The sequence below is a fragment of the Legionella rubrilucens genome (assembly GCF_001468125.1).
GTDB lineage: Bacteria > Pseudomonadota > Gammaproteobacteria > Legionellales > Legionellaceae > Legionella_C > Legionella_C rubrilucens.
Genome location: NZ_LNYT01000022.1, coordinates 13,660 through 40,051, shown reverse-complemented (window position 1 = coordinate 40,051; position 26,392 = coordinate 13,660). Strand labels below are relative to the sequence as shown.

Here is a 26,392-nt window from a genome sequence, read left to right as displayed (position 1 = left end):
GTTTCGGCTTTGGTTTTTTTTTAATTGTCCTAATCGACAAAACTTAAGAGTAAATCATGAACCATAAACCTGTCTTATCTCCAAACATCCCTGCCATCCCCCCTCATTTGGGCTCATTGATAGGGCATTTCTTAAAACCATACCGTGCGGTCGTGGCCTTGTTTGTCATGCTGGCTTTATTGGCTGGATTCTGGGGGCCCTTAAACAGCCTGCTGGTCAAATCGTTTATCAACACACTGGCAGCCAGAAACACCATCGACTTGTCTTCTTTGTTTTGGATAGCTGGATTGCTGGTGGTGAATTTCATTGTTTTTGATAATGTCACCTGGCGAACCATCGGGTATTTAAATTATAAGTATCAGGCCCGTATTAAAAACGAACTCATCAGCCAGACCTACGCCTATGTGCTGGGCGCCAGCACCCAGTTTTTTCAGGATAATCTGTCGGGACGTATTGCCGATCAAATAACTACCCTGGCGGATAATGTTGAAATCATTCTCCATCGTGTGTCGGTGGATTTTCTTCGTGGCGCCTCCCTGCTGGTGATTTCCTTCATTACTGCCTACTCTGTGAATGTCCTGTTTTTCTATATTTTGTTACTGTGGTTCATCGCTTTTGCAGTCGTCAGTATTAGTCTTTCCGCCCGGTTGGTTCATTTATCGGATGATCAGGCGGGTGCGGAGTCACAGCTTTCCGGCCAATTGGTGGATGGGCTGGCCAACCAATCCAACATCCGTCTTTTTTCTCAAACGCCTTATGAAATAAAACGCATGGACTCCTTTTTTACCCGAGTTCTGCAGGCATTCCAGAGAAAAGAGCTTTTTATTGTCCTGCTTTGCTGTGCGCAAGGGGGCATGATTGCTGTGATGATGGGGTTGGCGGCGTTTACATTAATCCATTTGTATGGTCAGGGGATGGTGAGTATTGGTGATTTTGCCTTGATTCTCGGTATTTCCATGGAGTTGGGGCACATGATGTGGTACACCATGTACCAGGTGGATGAGTTCAACCAGGCTTTGGGGAAAGCCCGGCAAAGCCTGAATGCTTTAGCCATTCCTCATGAAATCGAGGATAAAAACCAGGCATCGCCCTTCATTGTCACGCAAGGCCGAATTGAATTCGCCAACGTTAAATTTCATTACCACGGCGGGTATTCTCTTTTTCAAAATAAATCAGTGATCATCGAGGCAGGCCAGAAAGTGGGGTTGGTCGGGTATTCCGGGAGTGGCAAATCGACTTTTGTGAACCTGATTTTGAGGCTCTACGATCTCGTCGGGGGCCGTATTTTAATTGATGGTCAGGACATCGCTCAGGTCAGGCAAGACAGTTTGCGCCAAGCCATTGCCATGATCCCGCAAGATCCGAGCCTTTTTCATCGCAGTTTAATGGATAACATTCGTTATGGCCGCCTGGATGCTCACGAGGATGAAGTGATTGCTGCCTCTAAAAAAGCCCATGCACACGAATTCATCCAGCTTCTGCCAGAGGGGTATGATGCTCTGGTTGGGGAGCGTGGCGTTAAGCTTTCCGGCGGGCAGCGGCAGCGCATTGCCATTGCCCGGGCGATTTTAAAAAACGCGCCCATTTTAATCCTGGATGAAGCCACTTCGCAGTTGGACTCCATTACCGAATCCACCATACAAGAGAGCCTCTGGGAGTTAATGCAGGAGAAAACCACCCTGGTGATCGCGCACCGCTTATCCACGCTGCTGCACATGGACCGAATCTTGGTCTTTGATAAAGGGCATATTGTCGAAGACGGCACGCATGCTGAATTACTGCGTCTGGGCGGGTTGTATAAAACCCTGTGGGATGCGCAGGTGGGCGGTTTTCTGCCGGAACAACAAAAAGAAGAGGAGGGTCAATGATGCCACTACAATCCGGGCAGCAGGACGTTAAAATCGTTCCTTATGATGTGAATTGGCCTCAGCAGTTTTTACTTGAAGCTGAGCGCGTGAAGAACGCTTTGGGTGAAAACTGCCTTGAGGTGCATCATATCGGCTCCACCTCGGTACCTGGTTTAGCTGCCAAACCCGTGATTGATATGATTCCTGTGGTGGCGGATATTCGCGAGGTCGATGGTGCGAATGCGAGGATGCAGGCGCTGGGTTATGAAATCAATGGCGAACACGGCATTCCTTTTCGCCGTTATTTCCACAAAGGAGGCCGTCAACGCACGCACCACCTCCATGCATTTGAATCAGGTCATGTGGAAATTGAACGCCATTTAAAGTTCAGGGATTGGATGAGGTCTCATGCTGAAGACAGAGACGCGTATGCCCGATTAAAACAGGAACTGGCGTGCCAATACCCCGACGACATCATGAGCTATTGTTTAGGTAAAGAGAGCTTTATTGCAGCCATTGATAAAAAAGCCGGCTTTAACGGGTTAAGAATGGTCAAAGCCCTGACACCCCGAGAATGGCAGGCGGTTCGTCATTTCAGACAATTCTATTTTTTCGGCAAAGCAGGTCTTGTTGATCCCTATACCTGGACTTTTGAGCATCCGGCGCATGTGCATTTTGTTTTGTTTCAGGGAAGTGAAATCATTGGTTACGCCCATTTGCAATTATGGCCCGAAGCGCGTGCGGCCTTGCGGATTATTGTTATCGATGAGGCAAAACGCAATCGCCAGTGCGGAAGTCAATTATTAGCTTTATGTGAAAAATGGCTCAAACAGCAGGGGTATCAACGTCTTCATCTCGAATCATCACCGCAGGCGCTGAGGTTTTATAGAAAACAGGGTTACGTCGATTGGCCGTTTGATGATCCTGAGGGCTATGAAGGCGATCCGCAGGATATTGCGGTGGGGAAAAATCTGTAGAATCAGACAATGGACAGGGACAGCCAGTGTGGATGTTAAGGTTAAACCCAGCTCCTGGCTAAATGCTTTGGCGGGCATGGTGGTTTAGGTGGTATCGGCACATGAAGCCAGCACCGCTAAACCCGAATATAGCCCTGATTCAGTGACGGTTCTTCTTCAGAAGGCTCTCTTATGTCTTGTAATGCGTCCTTGAAATTTCGAGTCTTATCCGCCAGGTTGGTTTCTGTAATCTGTGCGCCAATGCCTGTTCCAATGCTTGCAGCGGCCAATGCCCCGGCGACAGCAAAACCAATCGCGAGGCCAATACCCGTGGGGGCCAGCGCTATTGCCGCAATGGCGGCTACTACAGCAAAGAGACCGCAAGCGGCGGATACCGCAGCTAATTTTGCAGACGTTTTGCTGCCAACCTTATCGGATAGGGTCCCCAATTCGCAAAGGGAATTCAATTGAGTCTCGGTTGTTTGGGTGGGATCAATCGCCTTGTTTGAATGATGGAGAATGTTATCCATATTCTGGCAATCTTCCAGGGTTAATTCAGGTGATTCCAGCGCGTCAGTAACCGCGGTGCAAAGTTCATTGCGTGCATCCCTTACTTCAACGGTGCCTATGGACTGTGACAAAAGTTGTTTGTTATCTGAATTAATCCTGACTTTGTACAGTTCAATTAAGGAAGACTCTAACGCATTGCGCTCCTCAGCGGTTAATTCACCCTGTAATTGGAAACGTTTTTTCTCGATCATTAAATCGATGTATTCGCGGCTTTTATCAGAAAGAATACCCGTTTCTGGAGAGGGTAATCTGGCAATGAACGCTGTCAGGTCAAAACCTTCCGCAACAGAAATTTTATAATCATCCATTTCCGAAACTTTGGCTGTGTCACGAAGGGAATGATAGGCGGGAAGCCAATCCGCCACCTCAGTTGGAATGCTGCCTTCACCTTGTACGGGAGTAAAGCGCTTGGGCTCGCCATAATCATAGACGGGTTTTGAACTCCTTCTGGTCGAAGGGATAGGGACAAAGTGGTGATTTTTTAAATAAGAAAAGATTTCTGGTTCTTTTGCAGTGTTTGGATAGGTCCTTTCGCCTTCTTTAGGGAATTTGCCGCTCAAGGTTGATGGGTCTAATCCCTCAATGACCCCATCAAAGGCTTCAAAACCCCATTCGCCATCTTCATTACGACGATACAGATTGAACGTGTCTTCCTCACCCGGAATTTTAATCAGCACGGGGAAATTATTTTTTTCGGCATCCTTAAGGACGTCCAGTGTTCGCGTACTGCCAGGATCCGATGTTGTGTGCATGATAAAATGCGTGAGGCTCTCCTGGACCTGTTCCCGGGTTAAGGCAGGTCCTGAATAACCGATCACGTTTAACGTCACATTTTTAGGGATAAGCTCCGGATTTTTTTGGAAAAAAGTGAAAAGAGGTTCGGCAATGTCTTTTCGATCATCGTAAAAATTAAATTCAATGACGTCGTGTGGATGATTCATCGCTGCAAGTTGCATCTGAGCGTACAGCAAGGAGACTTTACTTTCATCATCCTTCTGCAGACTAAATCCGTCGCTTTCGAGTTGACGGGGATCCACCTTGTCCTTGTAACTGCCATTTTCCTGTAAATAATCCTTTTCTTTGAATCGTCGATAGGTTGAACCGATATCCGGTTTGGCCGTTTCCAAATCGGTAAGCAGAAAAGGATTGAATGTTCCGCCCACCTGATCAGCAAAGGCCTCCATTCTAGGAAATACAGAGCCTGGGGGATATTCTGTCCCCGTGCCGTTTTTAAAATCGATATGAGGGTTTTGACGGTTGGAGCCTACGAGAAGAATGGTTTCATCGCCTTTTGCAAAGGTTGTTAAAATAGCAGCGTTTGCAGCCAGGTAAGCCTGATTGGTTTCTTGATTTGATTTTGAGGCAGTCCATTGTTTACCTAGTGCGTGGGATGAGGCCTCATTACTAAAACAGCCGTCAAAATCAAGCGAGTGATACACCACTTTAGCCATATGAACTCCTGAACAGGCGAAAATCAGTACTTACTTATCCAGTATAGTGCGAATTCAGTATGGGCATGATTGGTTTTAATTAGAAAAATAATTAATCGTTCTGTTTCCAGCTTATCAAAGTCTCCATTCATTATGATGGAGTTAATCAACTCACGGCTTTTCCTGAGAAAGAAGACCAGGTTGTCCTCTCCCTGGACAGGAGGAAGAAGTGTAGGTTTTCCATAGTCATACTGCACATAACGTTTAAATAAAGAAGGATTTGCTGCGTTGTAACGCATTGATTTTTAGTCGGAAGATGTTGGCCGCGTTTCATGCAGGGGCAGTCTGTTGTCATGGATTAACTTTAAAGCAGCATCCACCACATCGGCATCGTATTGCAGCCCTCTGCCGCGTTGAATTTCCGCTACAGCCGCTTCGATACCTAAAGCCGGTCTGTAGGGTCGATGAGAGGACATGGCTTCGAGAACATCGGCCACGGAGATTACCCGTGTTTCTGGCAGAATGTCATTTCCTTTTAAACCGCGCGGATAACCGCTGCCATCCAGCCGTTCGTGATGTTGTAAAATAACCTCAGCCACAGGAGCATCAAAATGAACATCTTTCAGAATATCATAGCCTGTTTGAGCATGGCCTTTTATTAACTCCATCTCAATTGACGTTAATCGGACAGGTTTCACAAGAATTTCTGCCGGAATCGAAATTTTACCGATATCATGCACCAATCCCATGAGCTCAAGCGAGGCACACCGTGCAGGTGACTAATCCAATTCCTGGCCAATGGCCTTGGCGATGAGTCCAACGCGATATTCATGACCGGCTGTATAGGGGTCACGGAACTCCACCATGTTGGATACAGCTCTGAATGTTCCTTTAATCGCTTTCTCCAGGCGAGCGACGTAGTCCTCTATTTTCTCCCGTGCTTTTTGAATTTCGGTAATATCCTGAACCAGTGACAAATACTGAAAATTGCCTTCCCAGGAGATGGCGGTCACATCTACCCGGAGTGTAATTGTCATGCCATCTTCTCTCAGGTAAGGAAAAGTGTAAGAGAGATTGGGCTCTCCCTGGTCAAGTAGCGTCCAATTTTTAAGAATGAATTCTTGGGCGGGTTGATCTTTTACCAAATCCAGTAGGCCGATGGTTAAGAGTGATTCCTTACTCTTGCCTACGATTTCACAAAATCGGGGATTGACGTAAAGAAACTTTTCTTTATTTCTTACATAGATACCAATTCCTGCTTTTTCAATAAAGGCTTGAAAATACTTTTCACTGGCGCGGGACATGGTTATTTGTTGAACATAAAGTATCCGTTCCACCGTGCTGGCGAGTATGGTGGAGACGGAATCAAGTAACGTGGCTTCTTCGGGTAAAAAAAGCGAGCTGGACGAGGGAGGGGGATAGATATAACCCACCTCGATACGCACACTGGATTTTGAGTCGATAAGAAATTCTTTGGTTAATGGTTCCGAGATGAACACGGCATCCGAATTTGAGCTGAATTTACCCCAGATTGACTCGATGTTGGCAACCATCAGTTCAGGAAATTGAAAGGCCAGGGGCAGTTGCCTTGCAGTTTCGGCAAAAAATTCCTCAATATTAATCGTCTTATGCCCACTGTACTCTGAAATACGATAGAGGCATTTAAGTTCCTTAAGACGCTCCCCAAGCACATGGGTTAAGTGATTTTGTTCCAGTTCAAGCTGTTTACGCGGGGTTATGTCCCGTATCACCTGTACCCAGGCATCCGGGAAAAAATCGGAATGAATGGGGGATAAACTGCATTCCACCCAAAAGCCGCCATCGGTTTCAATTTCCGCATTAAACGGGATTTTAGCATTGGGTAATTGTGAGCAGACTGGGCAGCAGGATTGTGGTATCCCTTTGTTATGAAACAGCGCATGGGATGACTGGCCGACCAGTTTTTCAGCGGGCATTGTCCTCATTAAACCGGCCGCATAATTAGCCTGACGAATGCAGCTATCCGTTTGAACAATTAATGTGGCGTCCGGAATATGATCATAGGTATTAGCCGCCTGAGCGAGCAAGTTGAAGGGGTTGGTTAATGTTTGAATGACCAACGCGACATAGATAAACCAATAGCTAAAAATCCTTAAGGTATGGCCGATGCCATTTTCGATGCCAAACAAATTCGTGTAGTGAGAAAGCGAGATCTCGGTGATGATCATTGTCAGAATGCTCATGGACAGATAAAACAGAGAGGTTTTGGTCAAAAAATCCCTGTTTTTCCAAAGTAACAGCCAGGCGAAACACAACACCAGAATAATGACCCATTCACTGTACGTTTTAAACGGGGTTACCCCATATCCATCAATGAATGTCTGAGGAAAATACCCTGAAAAAACAGCAATTAAAATCAGGGATATCAGGGTAAGAAGGGTTAAATTAAGGAGCCAGACACGCAAGGCATGACGGAAAAAATAGGTGGCGGCTACAAATGACAATGCCTGGATGAAACGAGCCGAAATCCAAAATTGTGTGCTTTCATTTCCCCCGGTAAGCGGTATAAGTGACATGCCCTTGTAAACTAATACATGGGCTATATCAAGGCAAGCGCACCATCCGATCGTCAATGAAATAACCACCACAAATTGATTTTTGGTAAAGCGCGTTGAGGTGACTGCTACCGTCATTGCAATCAGGCTGATGATAATCGCGATGAGTTCGGCTAAGGTATGGAATGCAAGAAAGCCTACATAATGCCCAATAATAATGCATATCATTGATAAAAAAGCAGGAGGTAAAAAGGCTTTTAATGCAAGAGGCAACCAGGTGGTATTACCAAAGTAGGCTACCTTGCCTAAATCATCCATGCGTTCTCCATCATCCAAGTGAATAATCAGGCAAGCCTGAGCGTTACCGTGCCAGTACAGGTAAGGCTTTTTTATTTTTCATCATGCCTTTATTAAATCATAGTGCCTCAATGGGATTGCGTAAATCACATTAGGTGTTTTCAACCCTGGTGTTTACACTGCCTCTTGACGTTGTTCCCCCGACTGGCGCAAAGTGACTATTTGATAATCCTCTTCGTCACAAGCTGCTCCTTGTGAACTGGATAGGAAGAAACGAATAGAATGAAAACAGACTCGCAAAAGCATGGGCTTAAACGTGAATTGGGGTTTTTCAGCGCCACCATGATGGGCCTGGGCTCTATTATAGGCACTGGTATTTTTGTCAGTGTTGGGGTCGCGGCAGGGAGAGCTGGGCCATCGGTCATTCTGGCTATCCTACTGGCTTCACTGGTTGCAACCTGCAATGCTTTTTCCAGTGCTCAATTGGCAGCGAATCATCCGGTGAGCGGGGGTACTTATGAATATGGGTACCGCTATCTGCATCCCTGCCTTGGTTTTACAGCAGGGTGGATGTTTTTATGCGCAAAGACTGCGTCAGCGGCGACTGCGGCACTGGGTTTTGCGGGGTATTTAATCCACTTGCTTCCTATGGATTCTACTCCGCTGATTCCTATCGCCGCGATAACCTCAGCTTTACTCACCGTCCTGGTATTAGGCGGCCTTAGAAAAACCAATTGGGCAAACATTCTGATTGTTTCAGTGACCCTCATCGCGCTGCTATTGTTTGTCTTTTTTGGATTAACAACCCTGTCTGGCAAAGGCCTGAATAATCTGCAGCCATTTTTTCCTTCAGAAAAGGGATTGGGTGAATTTTTTTATGCCACGGCATTGATGTTCGTAGCCTACACAGGGTATGGCCGTGTCGCCACTCTGGGCGAGGAAGTTAAAAATCCAAAAACCATCATCCCGCGCGCCATTATTGCTACGCTCACGGTCAGCGCCATGCTTTATACTGCAGTCAGTTTGGTCGCTGTAGGAACTGTGGGAGCAAAAAATCTGGCACAAATGACTCATGGCAGTGCAACACCTCTCGAAAGGGTTGCGCGTACGATGGACATACCCGGTCTTGGAACAATGATTGCTTTTGGTGCATGCACCGCCATGTTGGGGGTTTTGCTAAACCTCATTCTTGGTCTTTCACGTGTCGCTTTGGCTATGGGAAGACAGGGGGACTTGCCTGCTGTGTTCGCCCGTGTGCCGGTTACGGGGCGTGTTCCTGTTGCTGCGGTGACAGGGGTAGGTATTGCGATTACTGGCCTTGTTTTCGCAGGTAATGTTGAAACCACATGGGCATTCAGTGCATTCACCGTTTTAATTTATTATTCCATTACCAATCTTGCCGCTTTATGTTTACCTAAAGACGTCAGGCTCTATCATCCTGCGTTTGCCGTGGGTGGATTACTGGCCTGTTTGTTTCTGGCATTCTGGGTGCCCTTAAGCATTTGGATTGTGGGGTTGGGTTTAATCATTGTCGGACTGATCTGGCACTTTATCAATCGTGCTTTGAGGACCGAATGAAATGACAACAATCAGATGCTTTCCTCAATTTGAAAAATATCATGCCCTTCATTAAAAAAATTCAATGCATAATGAAGCTGTCCTTTTGTTTCTGCGTGTATTTTAAAAAGCGCCTGAGATTTCTCAACATTAGAATTTAATCTCGCCAGGAGCTCAACGCCTGCTGACTTTGCATTAGGCGCTCCTGCTAACTTGGCGATGGTTGCAATATGCCGGTTATCTATATTTCGAATTAAACCAGAGTACTTTGATTCCACGGTGTAAACGAATGGCGCAATCGGAATTTCTTTCATGCCGCCCTGTGCTTCGCAGATGGCTTTAAATTTTTCAAGCGCCTTGCCACTCTCAAGAATGCTTTTAGCAATGGCTAATCCATTCAGGGTATTTTTTTTAGGAGAAAAATCAATGATATGCCCTGCCAGGAGAAGGGCGTGTTCGCGAAGATCCTCCGGCGCCTGCTCTTCATTTTGAAGCACTGATAAGATGTCGCGTGCTTCAAGCGCAGGACCAATGCCTCGTCCAACCGGCTGGGAGCCATCCGTCAATATGACTTTTATTTTTATATCAAATTGCTCAGCGATAAAATGCAGTAAGGTCTTAAGCTGTTCTGCCTGCCCCAAGGTTCTGATTTTGGCCGTGGTCCCAATAGGAACATCAATCACAATATGAGTCGAACCCGCTGCAATTTTTTTTGAGATAATCGAGGCAACCATTTGGCCCATGCTGTCCAGGTTTATCGTGCGGGCAAGCCTGATAAGTAAATCATCCGCTGGGCTTAAGCCTATGGCGCCACCCCAGGTGATGCAGCCTTGTTCCTTTTCTATGATCTTTCTCATTGCCGGGATATCATGAGTGACCGTAGTAAAGACTTCCATGGTATCGGCCGTTCCTGCTGGGGAGGTAATGGCCCGGGAAGAGGTTTTAGGAATCAAAAGGCCATAGGCTGCGACAATGGCCACCACGATAGGCGTGGTTCTATTTCCTGATAAACCGCCCACACAATGTTTATCCACAATCAACGGAGCTGACCAGTGTATTCTCTGACCGGTATCAATCATCGCTTGGGTTAAATGAAGAATCTCTTGCCTGGTTAACCGGTTTCCACCGCTTGCAGCAATGAACATGGCGATGTGGATATCGGATAAGTGTCCTGATACAACATCCTTAATAATCGAATCGATTTGCGACTTGCTTAATTCATTTCCATAAATTTTGGATCGAATGTAATTGACTGATTCGAGTGTTTTAGGGTGAGTGACAGTGATTTCATCGCCTTGTTTAGCTGACAGCAGTTTCCAGGCATAATTAGACAGACTGGCTTCATTATGTTTCAAAAGATCGGTTTCAATGATATTCAGGGTGGCAATAATGGAGCAATTATTGAGCGTCACCATCACTCTGGCCTGAGCGTTAAAGCCTTCTGATTTACAGATAAGGCAATCCGCACGCATATAAACAATCGGTTCTTTATGTGTGTTGATGCCTAAATATTTCAGTGAAAGCTTATGCTTGTTTGTCAAGCGAACCCTCAATCACACGCCCATCATTCCTATAAACTAGAATAATTATTGCCCACATGCAACTCGGTATTTAAAATCTGATTGTCATGATGCGAAGACTAATGCTATAAAAAACATAGAACCAGGGATTGGGGTCTTGGTTGCTGATCCTGAATTATAGGTGCTCAGAAAAGGATGCTGGGCTTATGAATTCCTTAACGAATGGTTTTATTCATTAGCTTTTTTTGTGTCCTGTTTTTTAATTGATTATTTTCACATACGCCCCCCACTGACCTGAGTATTTTGCAGTAGGGAAAATTATAAGCAATGAATCTGCCCAACAATTAGCAGATGGGATAATGGAACTATTAACAATTCCCGACAACGAGTATCAAAACCTGCGCACCAAAGCGCTGAAGGTCGCACAGGGTTATTCATCACCCGCCCTCGCTCAACAACACCTGGAGTTATATCATGAATTACTGCTCTGATTAGAAATTTTATTTGCCGCCTTGAGGGCTCAGTCAACCGATTCATTTATACCATTAACCTTCTTTTATTAGAGACTCGATGAAAATTCAATTTTTAGGTGCGGTACAAACAGTCACAGGGTCGAAATACCTTATTCAAACCAATCAAATCAATCTATTGGTCGATTGCGGCCTTTTCCAGGGGTATAAGGAGTTGAGGTTACGAAATTGGGCCAATCTCCCGATTAACCCTCAAAAAATTGATTATGTGTTATTGACCCATGCTCATATTGACCATAGCGGCTATATTCCTTTGTTAATAAAAAATGGTTTTCGCGGGAAAATATTGTGCACAGCGGCAACAAAAGATTTATGCAGTATTTTATTGCCAGACAGCGGTCATCTTCAGGAAGAAGATGCACGTTATGCCAATCGGAAGGGCTACTCCAAACATCATCCTGCCTTACCCCTGTATACCCAACAGGAAGCGGAAGATTCCTTAAATTATTTTCAGGTCATTTCTTTTGAAGATCGCATCCAAATTGCTAAAAATCTACAGGCTACCTTTTATTATGGTGGTCACATTTTAGGCGCATCCTTCATTCGTTTAGAGCAGGGTCATACCTCCCTATTATTTTCAGGCGATCTGGGCAGGCAGGACGATCCGCTGATGTTTGCACCCAAAGAGCCTCTGGCGTCGGATTTTCTTGTTATTGAATCCACGTATGGCAATCGCATCCATGACAACACGGACCCCTCGATTCGGTTGAAAGAAATTATCAACCGTACTGTAAAGCGGGGCGGTTCTATTATTATCCCTTCGTTTGCTGTTGGAAGAACGCAGTCATTACTTTATTATCTTTATGAATTAAAATCGAAAAATGAAATTCCTGATATTCCCGTGTTTGTTGATAGCCCGATGGCAACCAATGCCACAAAAATTTTTTCTCGTTATGCTGAACAAAATCGATTAACGAAAGAGCAAAACAAAGCAGTCTGCGCCGTAGCTCATTACATAAACTCAGTCGATGAGTCCATTGCTTTAGATCACCAGCAATTCCCGGCTGTGGTCATTTCAGCGAGTGGAATGGCAACCGGCGGCCGCATTCTTCATCACATACGCCAGTTTGCCCCGAACCCTAAAAACACCATCTTATTCAGTGGTTTTCAGGTCGGTGGAACACGTGGCGACAGGATGATTCGTGGGGAGAGAGAAATAAAGATGTTTGGGCAAATGATTCCAATACGAGCTGAAATAGTACAGTTAGAGAATATCTCGGCCCATGCCGATTCCATCGAAATGCTCAATTGGTTAGCCCATCTAAAAAAAGCGCCTCGCAAACTGTTTATCACTCATGGCGAAAAAGAAGCGGCTCAAGCACTAAAATCTCAAATAGAGCAAAAATTTAATTGGGTGTGTGAGATTCCTTCTTATCTTGATTCTGCAACCTTATGCGAGGATGCGTAATGAAAATGCATGCCATGGTGATGGAACGCAGTAATGAAAAATTAATCTATACCCAAATTGAAAGACCCGAACCAGGCGCTCGCCAAATTCTGATTAAAGTCACCGCCTGCGGTCTATGCAGAACCGATCTGCATGTGGTTGACGGCGAATTGAAGTATCCCAAACTTCCCTTAGTGCCAGGGCATCAAATCGTTGGCGTTATCGAAGCTCTGGGGGAAGAGGTTCACTCGTTTGCTGTGGGGCAGCGCGTTGGGGTTCCCTGGTTAGGCGGCAGCTGTGGTGTTTGTCAATTTTGTTTGACCGGCCGGGAGAATCTCTGCGATGAGGCGCAATTTACTGGATATCAGATTGATGGTGGCTTTGCAGAGTATTGTGTTGCAAATCATCGCTTTTGTTTTCCCATACCGGATGGCTATTCGGATGTGCAGGCTGCGCCCTTGTTTTGTGCAGGGCTTATTGGCTATCGTGCCTTATTAAAGACCATGGAGGCCAAACACCTGGGATTATACGGGTTTGGATCAGCGGCACATATCCTGACACAGGTGGCATGCAAACAAGGACGTCAAGTGTATGCTTTCACCAGTCCAGGGGATACCCAAGCCCAGGAATTTGCCTGTCAATTAGGCGCTACCTGGGCAGGGGATGCGGATCAATCGCCGCCACACCCTCTGGATGCAGCGATTATTTTTGCTCCGGTTGGCGCCTTGGTTCCATCCGCATTAAAAAATACAATCAAAGGCGGGATTGTGGTCTGCGCTGGAATTCACATGAGTGATATTCCTGGTTTTCCTTATGAACTGCTTTGGGGAGAACGTACGCTCTGTTCAGTGGCTAATTTAACTCGAAAAGATGGAGAGGAATTTTTATCCTTGGCTCCTGCCATACCGGTTAAAACAGAAACTCATACTTACCCTCTCAACAAGGTTAATGAAGCCCTGGATGATCTGCGGCAGGGGCGATTCACGGGATCGGCAGTGATCATGATTAATAAGGCAGCGGCTATTCAATGACGAGAGAACGTTTAACTGGAATTTTATTGCACGTTTTACAATCCCGCTGGCAAGTCTTTATTGCCATCCTTTCTTTCATGACTATTGGTATCCATCTTATCTTGAGTTTTTTAAATACGAGCTTCACTCAGGTTCCTTTGCTGTTTTTAATTGTCATTGGCGGAATACCGTTATTTTTGCAGATATTTTTGAAACTGCTCAAAGGGAATTGGGGTGCTGATTCTCTGGCGGCAATCGCATTAGTCACAGGCATTGTCTTGCAACAATATTTAGCTGCGTCGTTCATTATTTTAATGTTAGCGAGTGGTCAAACCCTGGAGCGCTATGCACGGCATAAAGCGTCTTCTGTTTTATTGGCGTTAGTAAAACGAATGCCCACCCTTGCTCACCGGAAAATGAATAAAGGAATTGAGGATATTCCTGTGGCTGGCATAACCATTGATGATGAACTGGTTATTTACCCGCATGAAACCTGTCCTGTTGATGGCCTTGTGATTGAAGGCAATGGCTCGATGGATGAGTCTTATCTGACCGGCGAACCCTATCAAATTTCCAAGGCGCCTGGCGCCACTGTTTTATCGGGAGCCATTAACGGAGAATCCGTGCTCGTCATTAAGGCGACTAAGCTGCCAGTGGATTCAAGGTATGCAATTATTGTAAAAGTATTAGAAGAGGCAGAGCAAAAACGTCCATCCATCCGTCGATTAGGCGACCAGGTTGGGGCTATCTTTGCACCGTTGGCACTCCTTTTCGCCGCGGGCACCTGGTATTTTACACAGGATGCCATTCGTTTTCTTTCAGTGCTGGTGATTGCAACGCCTTGTCCCTTATTAATTGCGATCCCCATTACGATCATCAGTGCTATTTCACGAGCGGCGAAACAGGCCATCATTATTAAAAATCCGGTTGTCCTGGAACAATTACCAACCTGTAAAACGGCTATTTTTGACAAGACAGGGACATTGACCTATGGAAAACCAACGTTAACTGAAATTTATACCGTCTCCCATTATACCGACAATCAACTATTGCAATACGTTGGTAGTCTCGAACGTTATTCCAGGCATCCGCTTGCAAGTGCTGTCATTAAGGCAACACAAGAGCGGCATATTGATTTGATCGAATCGACAAACGTGTCGGAAAAGCCGGGACAGGGTCTGAATGGCCTCGTGAATCATCGACGAGTGGAGGTCACAAGCCGAAAAAAATTATTAGAAAGGATGCCTGAATGTCAATCCTTACTGCCTCCTGTTTCCCCAGGTCTGGAGTGCATTATTCTGTTAGATAACCACTATGCGGCCACGTTACATTTTCATGACGCACCGCGGCCTGAGAGCAAATCATTTATCAGTCATTTGACGCCGGCTCATCAATTTAAAAAAATTATGCTCGTTTCCGGAGATCGGGAATCAGAGGTGAATTACCTCGCGGAGTTAGTTCCTTTTACCGAGGTTTATGCCTCGCAAAGCCCTGAACAAAAATTAGCCATTGTGCGTCGTGAAAGAAAAAAAGCGCCTACGGTGTTCATGGGGGATGGCATCAATGATGCACCTGCTTTAACCGCAGCCACCGTGGGAATTGCCTTTGGACAGCATAGCCAAGTTACGGCCGAGGCCGCAGGCGCGGTTATCATGGAAAACACACTGACTAAAGTGGATGAACTGATCCATTTGAGTATCAGCACGAGGTCGATCGCTGCCCAGAGTGCTGTGGGGGGTATGCTTTTGAGTCTCATCGGAATGGGATTTGCAGCAACTGGCTTTATAAGCCCAGTCATGGGTGCCATACTTCAGGAGTGCATTGATATTCTTGCTATTGTCAATGCCTTACGTTTGGCGGTTGGCTTTAAAATTAAAATTGATTTACCGGACAGCTAACCAATCCGGTTATTTAGCAGGCGCCCGGATTTCATGTGGCCTGGATCAACAACCGCAAGTTCGGGCTCAACAAAGAGGGCTTAGTGTTCTAAACCCTGGGAGAGACGCCTTGAAACCCATTTTATTTTCCTTATTTAACGCTTCAGAAATCAGTAAGCGACTAACAGACGCGCTTCCCATGGAGGCGGGCGATGTCACCTTACATCGTTTCCCGGATACCGAATGGTACGTGAAAATTAATTCAAGGATTAACAACCGCGAGGTGATTGTCGTCGACAGCCTGAACCAGCCTGATCAAAAAATACTGTCATTGTTGTTTTTTGCCAAAACGGCTAAGGAATTAGGGGCTAAAAAAATCGGATTGATTGCTCCCTACCTTCCCTATTTACGTCAAGACAAACGTTTTCAGGAGGGTGAGGGAGTGACCTCGCGTTATTTTGCTGAATGGCTGTCAGAATCGTTTGACTGGCTTATGACCATCGATCCCCATCTGCATCGCTACTCATCCTTAGATGAAATCTATGGCATTCCGACCTTTGTTCTACATGCCGCATCGCCTGCAGCAGCATGGATCAAAAATCATGTGAAGAAGCCAATTATTATTGGGCCAGACAGGGAAAGCCAGCAATGGGTTGCTGACATTGCAGAAAAGGGACATTTCCCTTACATGATTTTGGAAAAAAAAAGACGGGGCGACAAAGACGTGGCTATTACAGGGCCAACTATCCCGGGGTTTGAATCCTTTCATCCCGTCATAGTCGATGACATCATCTCTACGGCCGGAACCATGATAGAGGCCGTGAACTATTTACAGGTTGCGGGCGTGAAGTCAGTGACATGCCTGGGGGTGCATGCCCTTTTTGCAGAAAATGCTTATTCCATGTTAGCAGGAATGAAGGATACCCAAATTGTTACCTGTAATACAATTAGCCATACAACGAATGCTATTGATGTCAGTGATTTAATTGTGGATGCCTTGGTAAAAAACAAGTTAGTCAAGGCATTGAAAAAACAGATTGGGGAGGAGCAATGAAACAGGACCATCACCAGGGACATACTACTCAAGACAAAGCGCACACGTGTTGTCATCAGGAACAAAAAACAAGCCAGCCGCATGACGCTGTGCCCAGAACAGGGGGCGCAGTCATCTACACCTGCCCCATGCATCCGGAAATTCGCCAGTCCAGTCCTGGAACTTGCCCTGTTTGTGGTATGGCATTGGAAGCGGAAACAATCACTGTCAACGAGGTAAATCCCGAGTACCTGGACATGAAGCGTCGATTTTGGATAGCGGCCGTACTGACTTTGCCTGTTGTGCTGCTGGAGATGCTGGGCCATGGGTTTAAATCGCTTGTCCCTGCCGCAGCATCCAACTGGATGCAATTGCTGCTGGCTACACCCGTGGTATTGTGGGGAGGCTGGCCTTTTTTTGAACGGGGTTGGGCCTCTTTGCAAACTCGGCAACTGAACATGTTTACTCTCATCAGCATGGGCATTGGGGTAGCCTGGGTTTATAGCGTGGTAGCCACTGTCTGGCCTGGATTATTCCCCGCCGCGTTTCGAGGTCATGACGGGGTCGTGGCGGTCTATTTTGAAGCCGCCGCAGTCATTACGACACTGGTCCTGTTGGGGCAGGTTCTGGAATTAAAAGCACGCGAGCGAACGGGGAGTGCTATCCGGGCCTTATTGAAACTGGCCCCTGAAAGCGCGCACCGGTTGGACGATAAAGGCGGTGAAGAAGAAGTAGCACTCGATCAGGTGAAAATCGGTGACAGGCTTCGTGTTCGTCCGGGTGAAAAAATACCCGTGGATGGGGAGGTGCTGGAAGGACGAAGCCTTGTGGATGAATCCATGGTCACCGGCGAACCCATCCCCGTTGTTAAAGAAGCTGGAGCAAGAGTCATTGGTGCGACAATCAATCAGACCGGCAGTTTTGTCATGAAAGCACTTCACGTGGGCAGCGATACCATGCTGGCGCGCATCGTGCAGATGGTAAGTGATGCGCAACGAAGCCGCGCACCGATTCAACGATTGGCCGATACGGTTTCAGGATGGTTTGTCCCTGCCGTGATTCTGATTGCGGCGCTGTCATTTACGCTGTGGGCGTTGGTTGGTCCACAACCCGCGTTTGGTTATGGTTTGATTGCTGCGGTATCCGTACTCATCATCGCCTGTCCCTGTGCTTTAGGCCTGGCAACGCCGATGTCCATCATGGTGGGGGTTGGGAAAGGCGCACAAAGCGGAGTATTGATCAAAAATGCTGAAAGCCTCGAACGTATGGAAAAGGTCAATACGCTGGTACTTGATAAAACAGGGACGCTGACGGAAGGACACCCTGAGCTAACGCGCATTATAACCGATGGCGGGTTTGAAGAGGATGAGGCATTGGCATTGGCAGCCGCTCTTGAGCATCAAAGTGAGCATCCGCTGGCCAATGCCATTGTGCGGGCGGCCAAAGAAAAGCGGTTGTCCCTTAGTGCCGTGAAAGCGTTTGAGGCGCCTACTGGCAAAGGTGTTACAGGTCAGGTGGGTAACCGCCATGTGGCCGTTGGTAATGTGAAATTAATGCAGGAACATGGGAGCGATAATGCGTCCCTTTTTGAAAGGGCTGATGAACTTCGTGCGGAGGGCGCTTCGGTGATGTTCATGGCAGTGGATAATAAAACGGTGGCGCTTCTGGTGGTAGAAGATCCCATTAAATCGAGCACGCCTGAGGCTATTCGCGAACTTCAACAAAGCGGTATGGACATTGTCATGCTCACCGGGGACAGCAAAAAAACGGCCGAGGCGGTAGCCGCTAGACTGGGTATAAAAAAAGTGGTGGCGGAAATCATGCCTCACGAGAAGAGTCGCATCGTGGGTGAGTTGAAAGATCGAGGCTTGGTGGTGGCCATGGCAGGGGATGGTGTGAATGATGCCCCAGCGCTTGCAAAAGCCGATATCGGTATTGCCATGGGGACCGGTACTGATGTGGCCATCGAGAGTGCAGGCATCACCTTATTGCAAGGTGATTTGCGGGGTGTTGCCAAGGCTCGTCGTTTATCGGAAGGGACGATGCGTAATATCCGGCAAAATTTGTTCTTTGCTTTTATTTATAACCTGTTGGGTGTGCCGCTGGCAGCCGGTATCCTCTATCCCATGACAGGCATGCTTTTAAGTCCAATGATTGCCGCAGCAGCCATGGCCCTTTCTTCTGTCTCCGTGATTGGTAATGCGCTGCGATTGCGAGGGATTAAATTATAAATCGTGGGTTGTGGCGAATACTATTCAGCCACTTCAGTCCGTCGTGGTCTGGGAGGAGGGCAGCCCCCTCCCAGACTACGCTGGCTGGCGCCATTGGCTAGCTTCGCTGCACGGTGTAAAAGCCAGAGGCCGGCTTGGGATAATGCGAGCTTGCCCAGACAAAATCCAAATCAAATTCCAACGCCCCATTCGGCTCAAGTTCGCATAAACCGATTTCAGCGTGCGATTCAGCACTGAGATCAACCAGGCAGTTTGAAATGGCATTGTCTTTACTAATAAGACCAATCACCCCCTGGTTAATTTGAACATGGATGAGGAGATTGCTTTTTGTACCATTAACCAAGGTGAGGCTTCCTTTTTCCAAAGGAATTTCCCAGGCACTTTGGGATGAGTTTAGCGTGTCATCAATTTTGATTACTTGAGCCGAGGCCCAATGACAAGCCAAAAACAAAGCTACCGATAGAGCCGCCTTTAATTTCATATACCCTCCCTGGTATAGTAGTGTGGAATTAAAATGACATGATTAATTTACTTAATTGGGTAAATAAAGTAAATCAAGCATCCAGGCTACAGTGACCATGCATCGTTTCGGCGATTGAAAGAGTATCTTCTGATTGGGGTTGACTTCATTCATTTCTAAGCGCCTGGACACAAAACTCAGCCTCAAGTGTTAAAGAGCTTGCAACGACCATGCCAATACATCATGGCTGTCAATAGCTTGACCACTTTTCATAGAGGATAACGATAAAAAATCACTTAATGCAATTCATGTAAGGCTGGCATGTTGAGCAATTAATCGCTGTATATAAATTATTCAATTGAGGAATTGCCTTTCGTCTCCTATATTTAAACTAATCGTGTAAACGACAATTAATTGCTAGCGACTCATTTTTCTTACTGATAACGATAATCAACGGGGTTATGTGGATGGCAAATATTGTCATAATATCCTTAGTCCAACAAAGTGATACTCTCACCTGGAGAGATGCCGTTGCAAACCTGAAGAAAAGTACCAGTAAGCTCCCAGTGCAATTGTTCTCCGGTTCGGATTGCTCAAGGCAAGCCACATGCCCGAGCCCCTGTGGTAATCCATACTGCAAATGCCCCGATATTGAATCATCCATAGACCAGGATTCGTTTGTTATCATTCATCTGGTAAATGACGGGATTATGGGGGAATGGCTCATCGAATTAATAAAGCAAAAAAATCCTAAAGGCGTATTTTGTTTTGCCTGCATACCCGAATTAATGCAATTGACCAGGATAGGGAATTACAGTATGAAGAATTCCTCCGGGGGAATGCCTGGTCCATTGAAGAAGGTTCTAAAATTTTTTTCGGGCGGCCGCGAGGAAGATGTAATTTATGTGTACAGCAAACTCAGTAAAATCACAGCCAGGCTGCTGCCATTTATCCCGAAAAAATACAAGGATGTGACCCATTGGATCAACATCGTTTTATATTGGGGACAGCCGGATGTCTACAATCGCGAGCAATTATTACGCTTTATCGCCCGAGAAATATTTGATTTGGATGTGACGTACAAACCGGTCAAAATTATTCCATCTATAGGCTGTTTTGATCCATTCACCGGCGAATTGTTCGTTTCACCGGAGGAGTATTTAAGCGCTAAGCGAAACGATAACGCCTCGTCTACAGCAAAGCCCACGATTGCTTTATTGGTTTTTCGTCAATATGCCATAGAGCGCCAGCCTTTTATTAAGGACGTGGCGGAGAGCTTGTTGGCAAAAAATTTGTTAGTGATACCCATTTTTGCTTCCGGAGTTGAAACGCAGGTTGCGGTCAGAAAATGGTTATTGCAAAAGAAAATTGATTGCATCGTCAACACCATGGGATTTTCGTTGGTCGGGGGACCTGCCATTGCGGGTACCCCGGGTCTCTATAAAACCCAATCGGGAGAATTATTAACCGCGCTGAATATCCCTTATCTGGTTGTTCCGCCCCTAGTGGCCCAAAACCGTGATTGTCTGGAATGTGCTTTTGAGAAAAAGAAAGCCTGCTGTGGTGTCGGTGTTGATTCTTTTCAAAAAATACTGATGTATGACATACCCGAAATGGATGGCGCGATAGTGCCCTTAATCTCAGGGGCAATGCGGCAAAACCTGATTCAGGGTATACCCAACAGGATTCATCAAATCGCCAATCAGGTGTCAGGTTGGGTTAATTTAAGAAAGAAAGAGAAGCAGCAAGTTAAAATCGCCCTGGTGATCTATAATTTTCCCCCCGGACAGGGAAAAGTAGGGACCGCGGCCTTGCTAAACATCCCGCTCTCGCTTCTTTCAATGGTTAAACGCTTGCGTGAAGAAGGTTACAGCATCGACGACTTCCCCCAGGAGGAAGAGGCTTGCAAGGCGATGATCAGTCGATTTGAAGGGCGTAATGCACCCAAACAGGCTTCTGTCCAGGAGTATCGTCAATTATTAGATAGTGCAACTCAGGCCCGTATTGACGCGAAATGGGGGAATCCTCCCGGTAATATTGATCCGGTTGACCGACAGACCATTCGTTTAAATATTCAAGAGTTCGGTAACCTGTGTGTGGGCGTCCAGCCTGTTCTTGGGGTGCCAGGGGATCCCATGCAATTCTGTTTCGATAAAGAGTTCACCCCTCATCACCAGTATGTTTTATTTTATCGTTGGATTAAGGAATGTTGGGGGGCTGATGTATTAATTCATGTGGGTATGCACGGTACGGTAGAATGGATGCCCGGGTTACAACTGGGCCTTAGCTCTTCCTGTTGGCCTGATATCCTTCTCGGGGATTTGCCCAATATCTACTTGTATCCCCTCAATAATCCATCCGAGGCCATTATTGCCAAGCGCCGTGCAAACTCTGTGATTGTAAGCCATATGTTACCCCCTTACGTCAGGGTGGGCGATTATTCGCGTATCAACGAGATGAGGACGGCACTGGCTGATCATGATCTGCCGCTGGAGGACGTTTTTTTTGATTTGGAGAAGTTGCCCGATGAAACAGACGCTGACTTCAGGAAACGGGCTGGTGCTTACATTGACGACATAGAAGAGCATCTCATCAGTATAGGCCTGCATGTTTTTGGTAAAAACTATGGTCTTGAAGAAATAAAAATGTATTGTTATTCAATTCTTAACGTCAATGTCGGCGAAAAGCCTGGTTTGTCGGAACTAATCCGGCGTGAGCTGGGGTGTGACAAAGGGAAAGCCTGGCAATTATCCTGTCAGCTGATTGATGCCACCATCATCAATCAATCCAATGTTAAAAAAGCCTGGCAAAAAATAATTGGCAGCGCGACCGCTTGTCCTTTGGATGAGTTAACTCCCATTGTCGAAGAAGGACTTCGCATCGCGTATCATTGCGCGAATAATAATCATGAGGCGGATGTATTAGTTAATGTGCTGGCTGGCGGTTATGTGGCGCCGGCGCCAGGTAGAGATCCTTTGCGTAGCGGTTCAATCGCTTTGCCCAGCGGCCGTAATATTTATGGGACGGATCCCTGGCGTTTACCCGACCCTATCGCTCTTCCGCGTGGTAAGGAGTTAAGCGAACAACTGATTCAACGCTTCCTGCAAAAGCACGATCAACACTACCCCGAAACCATTGCCATCACCTTATGGGCGTTAGATACGATTAAAACAGAAGGGGAATCGCTGGCTACGATTTTAAGTTTAACGGGAGCTGAACCACTTTATGATGGCCAGGGTAAAATTTATCGATACCAGCCTATTCCTTTGGAAAAATTGGGGCGTCCTCGCATTGATGTCTGTGTGGATATGAGTGCCATATTCAGGGACTCCTTTTCTCATTTAGTTAATCTATTAGATACATTATTCATTGATTTATCGCATCTCGAAGAGCCTGTCAGCGAAAATTATATCCGTAAGCACTATCTGGAGGCTTTGAATGCAGGTATTTCCGAAGAAGATGCTTCTTCCCGTATTTTCTCAAGACCCCCAGGGCGTTATGGGAATGGTATTGATCAATTAATTCAGGAGTCTGCCTGGGAAGACGAAGACGAACTCGAAAAAGCACTGATTCAAACCAGTTCGTTCAGTTATGGCGGAGTGAAACAAGGGAAGCCTTGTCCGCAAATCTTCAAAAAAATGCTGGCCACTGTAGACAATACGTTTCAACTCATGGATAGCACCGAATACGGTTTAACCGACATTCCCTTTTACTTTTCGAGCAGCGGTGCTTTGCGTATGGTGGCTGAACGGATTTCAGAGAAAAAAATTGATTTGATCTATGCAGAAACCTATGCCGGTAAAACCAAAATCAATGAGGCCAAGGAATTGGTTGCCAGAGAAGTGCGTGCCAAATTACTCAACCCCCAATGGCATGAAGCTCTGATGAACAATGGCTATGCGGGAGCGGCTGAGTTGGGTAATCAGTTTACTAATGTGTTAGGCATGGCTGCCATTGAAAAAAATATCGATAAATGGGTTTTTGATGAAATGGCAGAAAATTTTATTCTCAATCAGGAAAAAAGGGAGTGGCTGGAAAAAGCGAATATCAAAGCCCTGGGAAATATGATTACTCGTTTACTGGAGGCCAATAATCGCGGCGCCTGGGATGCCGATGAAGACATGCTCAATGCATTGGAAAGTTTCTATGATGAAATCGAAGACAAAATTGAAGGTATTAATAATGGAAACAATACAGAGTCCAAATAGAGTCTATCCCTTTGCCGGTATTGTGGGACAACACGGATTAAAAACCGCTTTGATTTTGAATGTGATTGATCCCAGCATCGGAGGGGTGCTCATTATGGGGCATCGCGGAACGGGAAAAAGCACCATTGTCCGTTCTCTGCATGCCTTGTTACCTGCTCAAAAAGCAGTAAAAACGTGTACCTATGGCTGTGATCCTGAGAACATTTCAGTGCATTGTCCCGAGTGCCAGATCCTGCTTGGAGAAAAAATGAAACCGGCTTTTATTAAGCGGGGCGTGCCCATTGTCGATTTACCTCTTGGTGCGACAGAAGACCGTGTCGTGGGCTCTCTGAATATAGAGACGGCACTCACGCAGGGGAAGCAGACGTTTTCGCCAGGGCTTATTGCAAAAGCCAATCGCGGTATTCTTTACATCGACGAGGTGAATCTGTTGGAGGATCACCTGGTGGATTTGCTGTTGGATGTGGCAGCCAGTGGCGTCAATGTCGTTGAGAGAGAGGGAATTTCCATTCGTCATCCCGCTAAATTTATCCTGATAGGAAGCGGCAACCCGGAGGAAGGGGATTTAAGGCCGCAATTACTGGACCGTTTTGGTCTAAGCGCGCATATTGAAACCTTAACCAGTGTGGAAGACAGAATGAATGTGGTCCAGAAACGGCGTCTGTTTGACCAGGATCCAGCGGCGTTTAATCTCGCTTTGGAGAAAGAACAACAAAAACTGCAAAACAGGATTAAAAAGGCACAAAAAAAGTTGCCTCACATTGTTCTCCCCGAGGCGGTGATTTATAAAATCGCGGAAATTTGTTCAAAATTGAATGTGGATGGGCATCGTGGCGAACTCACGTTATGCAGGGCCTGTGCGGCCTTGGCTGCCTTTGAACAAAAACAAGAAGTCAGTCTCAACCATCTGGCAGTATTAGCCCCGTTGGCACTCAGTCATCGATTGAGAAAAGATCCGCTGGAAACCATCGATGATGTGACCAAAATTGATAATGTAGTTCACGAAACCCTTGGATTGCCTCATGAAAAGCATTAACTCCTTACCCATACCCGCCATGGTTGGATTAAAGCTGGCAAAAAAGGCGCTATTTCTTTTAGCGATTAATCCGCGTTTGAAAGGCCTGATGCTGTCGGCGAAAGCGGGTAGTGGAAAATCGTTACTCAGCAGTGCGGCTGCGAATTTATTTGCCGGCAAAAACCTGGTAAACCTGCCGGTGCATATTGATGAAGCGAATCTCCTTGGCGGGGTTAACCTTGAGGAAACCATAAGATGCGGTCATAAAGTCGTTACTGACGGCTTACTCAGCAAGGTGAATCATGGCATTTTAATTTGCGAAAGCATCAATCTCTTATCCCCCAACATCAGCAATATTGTACTGAATGCCCTGGATGCAGGTTATTTACGCATTGAAACCACAGGCATCAGTAAATCGATACAAACCCCTTTTCTGTTGATTGGTGCATACAATCCTGACGAGGGCGTCCCCCGAAAACATTTGATGGAACGCGTGGGACTGCATGTCCATCTGCCAGGGAATGACAGCAGCGAGTTGAGGAAAAAAATAATCACTCATAATCTTCTGACCGATGAAGCCCTTGAGGCAGAATGGCAGGATGAAGAAGAAATTTTAATGGGCGTTATTCAAAGCGCGCGTGAATTGTTGCCTAAAATCGAGCTGACCACCGAGCAGATTAGAAACGTTGTTGAAGTGGCTGCTTACTGTAAAGTGGAGGGCAGTCGCGCGGATATCTTTGCTGTGGAAGCGGCCCGAGCGGCTGCTGCCTTGGCTCTTCGAGATGAAGTTCTCGATGACGACATCCAGTTGGCTTTAAAATGCGTTATTTTCCCCCGAGCCCAAATCAGTGAACAGGAACTGGCAACCCTTCTTCAGGACGAAAATAAAGTGCAGCAATCCTCTAACAGTCAGGACAGTACGTCAACAGAAGAGCAAGAACAGAACACGTCGCTTGAAAATTATGATTCTGATTGGAAGACACGAGAACCCTCGTCATTGGAGGGCAACAAGAATAATCAGGATTTAGACAATTTGGATGCTCTCTCTGCCGAGATTGAGAAAATGGCGGACACAGTTTTTGAATCAGAGGAAGTCATTCTACCCTCTGATATTATCAATTTATCTCCCTTTCGCTCCAGGGAGTCGTCAAGCAAAACAGGCTCTCAGGGTAAAACGCTGGCAAGTCATGGCCATCATATTCGCAGTAGGCCGGGTGATCCCAACAAGGGGCCGATTGATATTATTGCAACACTACGCGCAGCGGCGCCCTGGCAAAAAGCCAGAAAAAAAGAAAGCAGAACTTTAGTCATTGAAAAAGAAGATATTCATGTCAAGCAGTACTCTGCCAAAGCCGGTACTTTATTTATTTTTGTTGTTGATGCAAGCGGTAGTATGGGCATCAATCGCATGAGACAAGCCAAAGGAACGATCATTAGCCTGTTGGAGCATGCTTATATTCACCGTGATCAGGTGGCCTTAATCTCGTGCCGAGGTCAAGCGGGTCAAATTATTCTGCAGCCAACGGCCAGTGTTGAGTTGGCTAAGAAGCATCTTGATATTTTACCTACGGGTGATGCTACACCCTTGGCCTCTTCTTTGATGCAGGTATTTGATGTGATCCAATATGCGAAACACATTGGGATACACCAATACATTATGGTTTTAATGACAGATGGGAACTCCAATGTCGGCATTCATGCCAGCCAGAAAGAGGATATCCTGAACGAGTTACAAATTCTCTGTGGCGCCATCGTCAAGGCAGGAGTGCAATCGATCGTTATCAATACAAGAAAAATTGTTTTAAAGCAAAACGCCGCCAAAAAAATCGGCGAATGGCTTCATGCAAACTATTTTGATTTAGGCAGTAAATTGGATACCAAGTTGGCTGAAAAAATTAAAGGGTCTTTTCAGTAAGCGATAGATGTAAAA

Annotated in this window: 16 protein-coding genes and 1 pseudogene; 12 read left to right on the top strand and 5 right to left on the bottom strand. The window is 46.2% G+C overall.

The window, feature by feature from the left end; genetic code table 11:
• Positions 1-56 precede the first annotated feature (56 nt).
• The gene (locus tag Lrub_RS11820; protein ID WP_058532324.1) at positions 57-1,868 is read left to right on the top strand and encodes an ABC transporter ATP-binding protein; all 1,812 of its coding nucleotides are present in this window, start codon (positions 57-59) and stop codon (positions 1,866-1,868) included.
• A complete protein-coding gene (locus tag Lrub_RS11815) occupies positions 1,865-2,824 on the top strand; it encodes a bifunctional GrpB family protein/GNAT family N-acetyltransferase (protein ID WP_237760811.1) in 960 nt (319 codons plus the stop codon). Before Lrub_RS11820 ends, Lrub_RS11815 begins: the two co-directional genes overlap by 4 nt.
• Positions 2,825-2,940: 116 nt before the next feature.
• Here Lrub_RS11815 and Lrub_RS11810 read toward each other — a convergent pair whose 3' ends face one another.
• From Lrub_RS11810 to Lrub_RS11795, 3 genes and pseudogenes are all read right to left on the bottom strand, one after another.
• Positions 2,941-4,824 carry a hypothetical protein gene (locus tag Lrub_RS11810; RefSeq protein ID WP_058532323.1) on the bottom strand — a complete coding sequence of 628 codons (1,884 nt, stop codon included), beginning with the start codon at positions 4,822-4,824 and terminating at the stop codon, positions 2,941-2,943.
• Between the two features lie 284 nt (positions 4,825-5,108).
• Positions 5,109-5,561, bottom strand: a pseudogene (locus Lrub_RS11800) (HD-GYP domain-containing protein); the annotation flags it as partial.
• 21 nt (positions 5,562-5,582) lie between these two features.
• Entirely contained in the window at positions 5,583-7,655 is a 2,073-nt protein-coding gene (locus tag Lrub_RS11795; protein WP_058532320.1) for an MASE3 domain-containing protein, read from the bottom strand.
• 261 nt (positions 7,656-7,916) lie between these two features.
• Between Lrub_RS11795 and Lrub_RS11790 the strand changes: the two genes are divergently transcribed.
• On the top strand, positions 7,917-9,212 hold the full coding sequence (locus Lrub_RS11790) for an APC family permease (RefSeq protein WP_058532319.1): 1,296 nt from the start codon (positions 7,917-7,919) through the stop codon (positions 9,210-9,212).
• Between the two features lie 11 nt (positions 9,213-9,223).
• Here Lrub_RS11790 and Lrub_RS11785 read toward each other — a convergent pair whose 3' ends face one another.
• Positions 9,224-10,732 carry a thymidine phosphorylase family protein gene (locus Lrub_RS11785; protein ID WP_058532318.1) on the bottom strand — a complete coding sequence of 503 codons (1,509 nt, stop codon included), beginning with the start codon at positions 10,730-10,732 and terminating at the stop codon, positions 9,224-9,226.
• A 338-nt stretch (positions 10,733-11,070) separates the two neighbouring features.
• Between Lrub_RS11785 and Lrub_RS15200 the strand changes: the two genes are divergently transcribed.
• From Lrub_RS15200 to Lrub_RS11760, 6 genes are all read left to right on the top strand, one after another.
• Positions 11,071-11,202: a hypothetical protein gene (locus Lrub_RS15200; protein ID WP_272946957.1), complete on the top strand. Its 132-nt coding sequence runs from the start codon at positions 11,071-11,073 to the stop codon at positions 11,200-11,202.
• Between the two features lie 79 nt (positions 11,203-11,281).
• Entirely contained in the window at positions 11,282-12,649 is a 1,368-nt protein-coding gene (locus Lrub_RS11780; protein WP_058532317.1) for an MBL fold metallo-hydrolase RNA specificity domain-containing protein, read from the top strand.
• A 5-nt stretch (positions 12,650-12,654) separates the two neighbouring features.
• Positions 12,655-13,659: a zinc-dependent alcohol dehydrogenase family protein gene (locus Lrub_RS11775; protein WP_058532789.1), complete on the top strand. Its 1,005-nt coding sequence runs from the start codon at positions 12,655-12,657 to the stop codon at positions 13,657-13,659.
• Complete coding sequence (locus tag Lrub_RS11770; protein WP_058532316.1) at positions 13,656-15,536, top strand: heavy metal translocating P-type ATPase; 1,881 nt, start codon at positions 13,656-13,658, stop codon at positions 15,534-15,536. The genes Lrub_RS11775 and Lrub_RS11770 overlap by 4 nt, the downstream gene beginning before the upstream one ends.
• A gap of 109 nt (positions 15,537-15,645) precedes the next feature.
• A complete protein-coding gene (locus Lrub_RS11765; protein WP_058532788.1) occupies positions 15,646-16,569 on the top strand; it encodes a ribose-phosphate pyrophosphokinase in 924 nt (307 codons plus the stop codon).
• The gene (locus Lrub_RS11760; RefSeq protein ID WP_058532315.1) at positions 16,566-18,779 is read left to right on the top strand and encodes a copper-transporting P-type ATPase; all 2,214 of its coding nucleotides are present in this window, start codon (positions 16,566-16,568) and stop codon (positions 18,777-18,779) included. Before Lrub_RS11765 ends, Lrub_RS11760 begins: the two co-directional genes overlap by 4 nt.
• Before the next feature lie 97 nt (positions 18,780-18,876).
• Here Lrub_RS11760 and Lrub_RS11755 read toward each other — a convergent pair whose 3' ends face one another.
• Complete coding sequence (locus Lrub_RS11755; RefSeq protein WP_058532314.1) at positions 18,877-19,260, bottom strand: hypothetical protein; 384 nt, start codon at positions 19,258-19,260, stop codon at positions 18,877-18,879.
• Positions 19,261-19,700: 440 nt separating this feature from the next.
• On the opposite strand from Lrub_RS11755, the gene bchH reads away from it, so the two are divergent.
• The 3 genes from bchH to bchD are packed head-to-tail and all read left to right on the top strand — an operon-like array spanning position 19,701 to position 26,377.
• A complete protein-coding gene (gene bchH / locus Lrub_RS11750; protein ID WP_082651509.1) occupies positions 19,701-23,447 on the top strand; it encodes a magnesium chelatase subunit H in 3,747 nt (1,248 codons plus the stop codon).
• A complete protein-coding gene (bchI, locus tag Lrub_RS11745) occupies positions 23,422-24,483 on the top strand; it encodes a magnesium chelatase ATPase subunit I (protein ID WP_202813757.1) in 1,062 nt (353 codons plus the stop codon). Before bchH ends, bchI begins: the two co-directional genes overlap by 26 nt.
• Positions 24,470-26,377 (top strand): magnesium chelatase ATPase subunit D, encoded by a 1,908-nt coding sequence (gene bchD, locus Lrub_RS11740; protein ID WP_058532312.1) that lies wholly within the window; start codon positions 24,470-24,472, stop codon positions 26,375-26,377. The genes bchI and bchD overlap by 14 nt, the downstream gene beginning before the upstream one ends.
• Positions 26,378-26,392 lie beyond the last annotated feature (15 nt).

Bases quoted from the DNA above. Each gene is read 5' to 3' on its own strand.
- Lrub_RS11820 (WP_058532324.1), top strand. From the start codon at position 57: ATGAACCATAAACCTGTCTTATCTCCAAACATCCCTGCCATCCCCCCT.
- Lrub_RS11815 (WP_237760811.1), top strand. From the start codon at position 1,865: ATGATGCCACTACAATCCGGGCAGCAGGACGTTAAAATCGTTCCTTAT.
- Lrub_RS11810 (WP_058532323.1), bottom strand. From the start codon at position 4,824: ATGGCTAAAGTGGTGTATCACTCGCTTGATTTTGACGGCTGTTTTAGT.
- Lrub_RS11795 (WP_058532320.1), bottom strand. From the start codon at position 7,655: ATGGATGATTTAGGCAAGGTAGCCTACTTTGGTAATACCACCTGGTTG.
- Lrub_RS11790 (WP_058532319.1), top strand. From the start codon at position 7,917: ATGAAAACAGACTCGCAAAAGCATGGGCTTAAACGTGAATTGGGGTTT.
- Lrub_RS15200 (WP_272946957.1), top strand. From the start codon at position 11,071: ATGGAACTATTAACAATTCCCGACAACGAGTATCAAAACCTGCGCACC.
- Lrub_RS11780 (WP_058532317.1), top strand. From the start codon at position 11,282: ATGAAAATTCAATTTTTAGGTGCGGTACAAACAGTCACAGGGTCGAAA.
- Lrub_RS11775 (WP_058532789.1), top strand. From the start codon at position 12,655: ATGCATGCCATGGTGATGGAACGCAGTAATGAAAAATTAATCTATACC.
- Lrub_RS11770 (WP_058532316.1), top strand. From the start codon at position 13,656: ATGACGAGAGAACGTTTAACTGGAATTTTATTGCACGTTTTACAATCC.
- Lrub_RS11760 (WP_058532315.1), top strand. From the start codon at position 16,566: ATGAAACAGGACCATCACCAGGGACATACTACTCAAGACAAAGCGCAC.
- Lrub_RS11755 (WP_058532314.1), bottom strand. From the start codon at position 19,260: ATGAAATTAAAGGCGGCTCTATCGGTAGCTTTGTTTTTGGCTTGTCAT.
- bchH (WP_082651509.1), top strand. From the start codon at position 19,701: ATGTGGATGGCAAATATTGTCATAATATCCTTAGTCCAACAAAGTGAT.
- bchI (WP_202813757.1), top strand. From the start codon at position 23,422: ATGGAAACAATACAGAGTCCAAATAGAGTCTATCCCTTTGCCGGTATT.
- bchD (WP_058532312.1), top strand. From the start codon at position 24,470: ATGAAAAGCATTAACTCCTTACCCATACCCGCCATGGTTGGATTAAAG.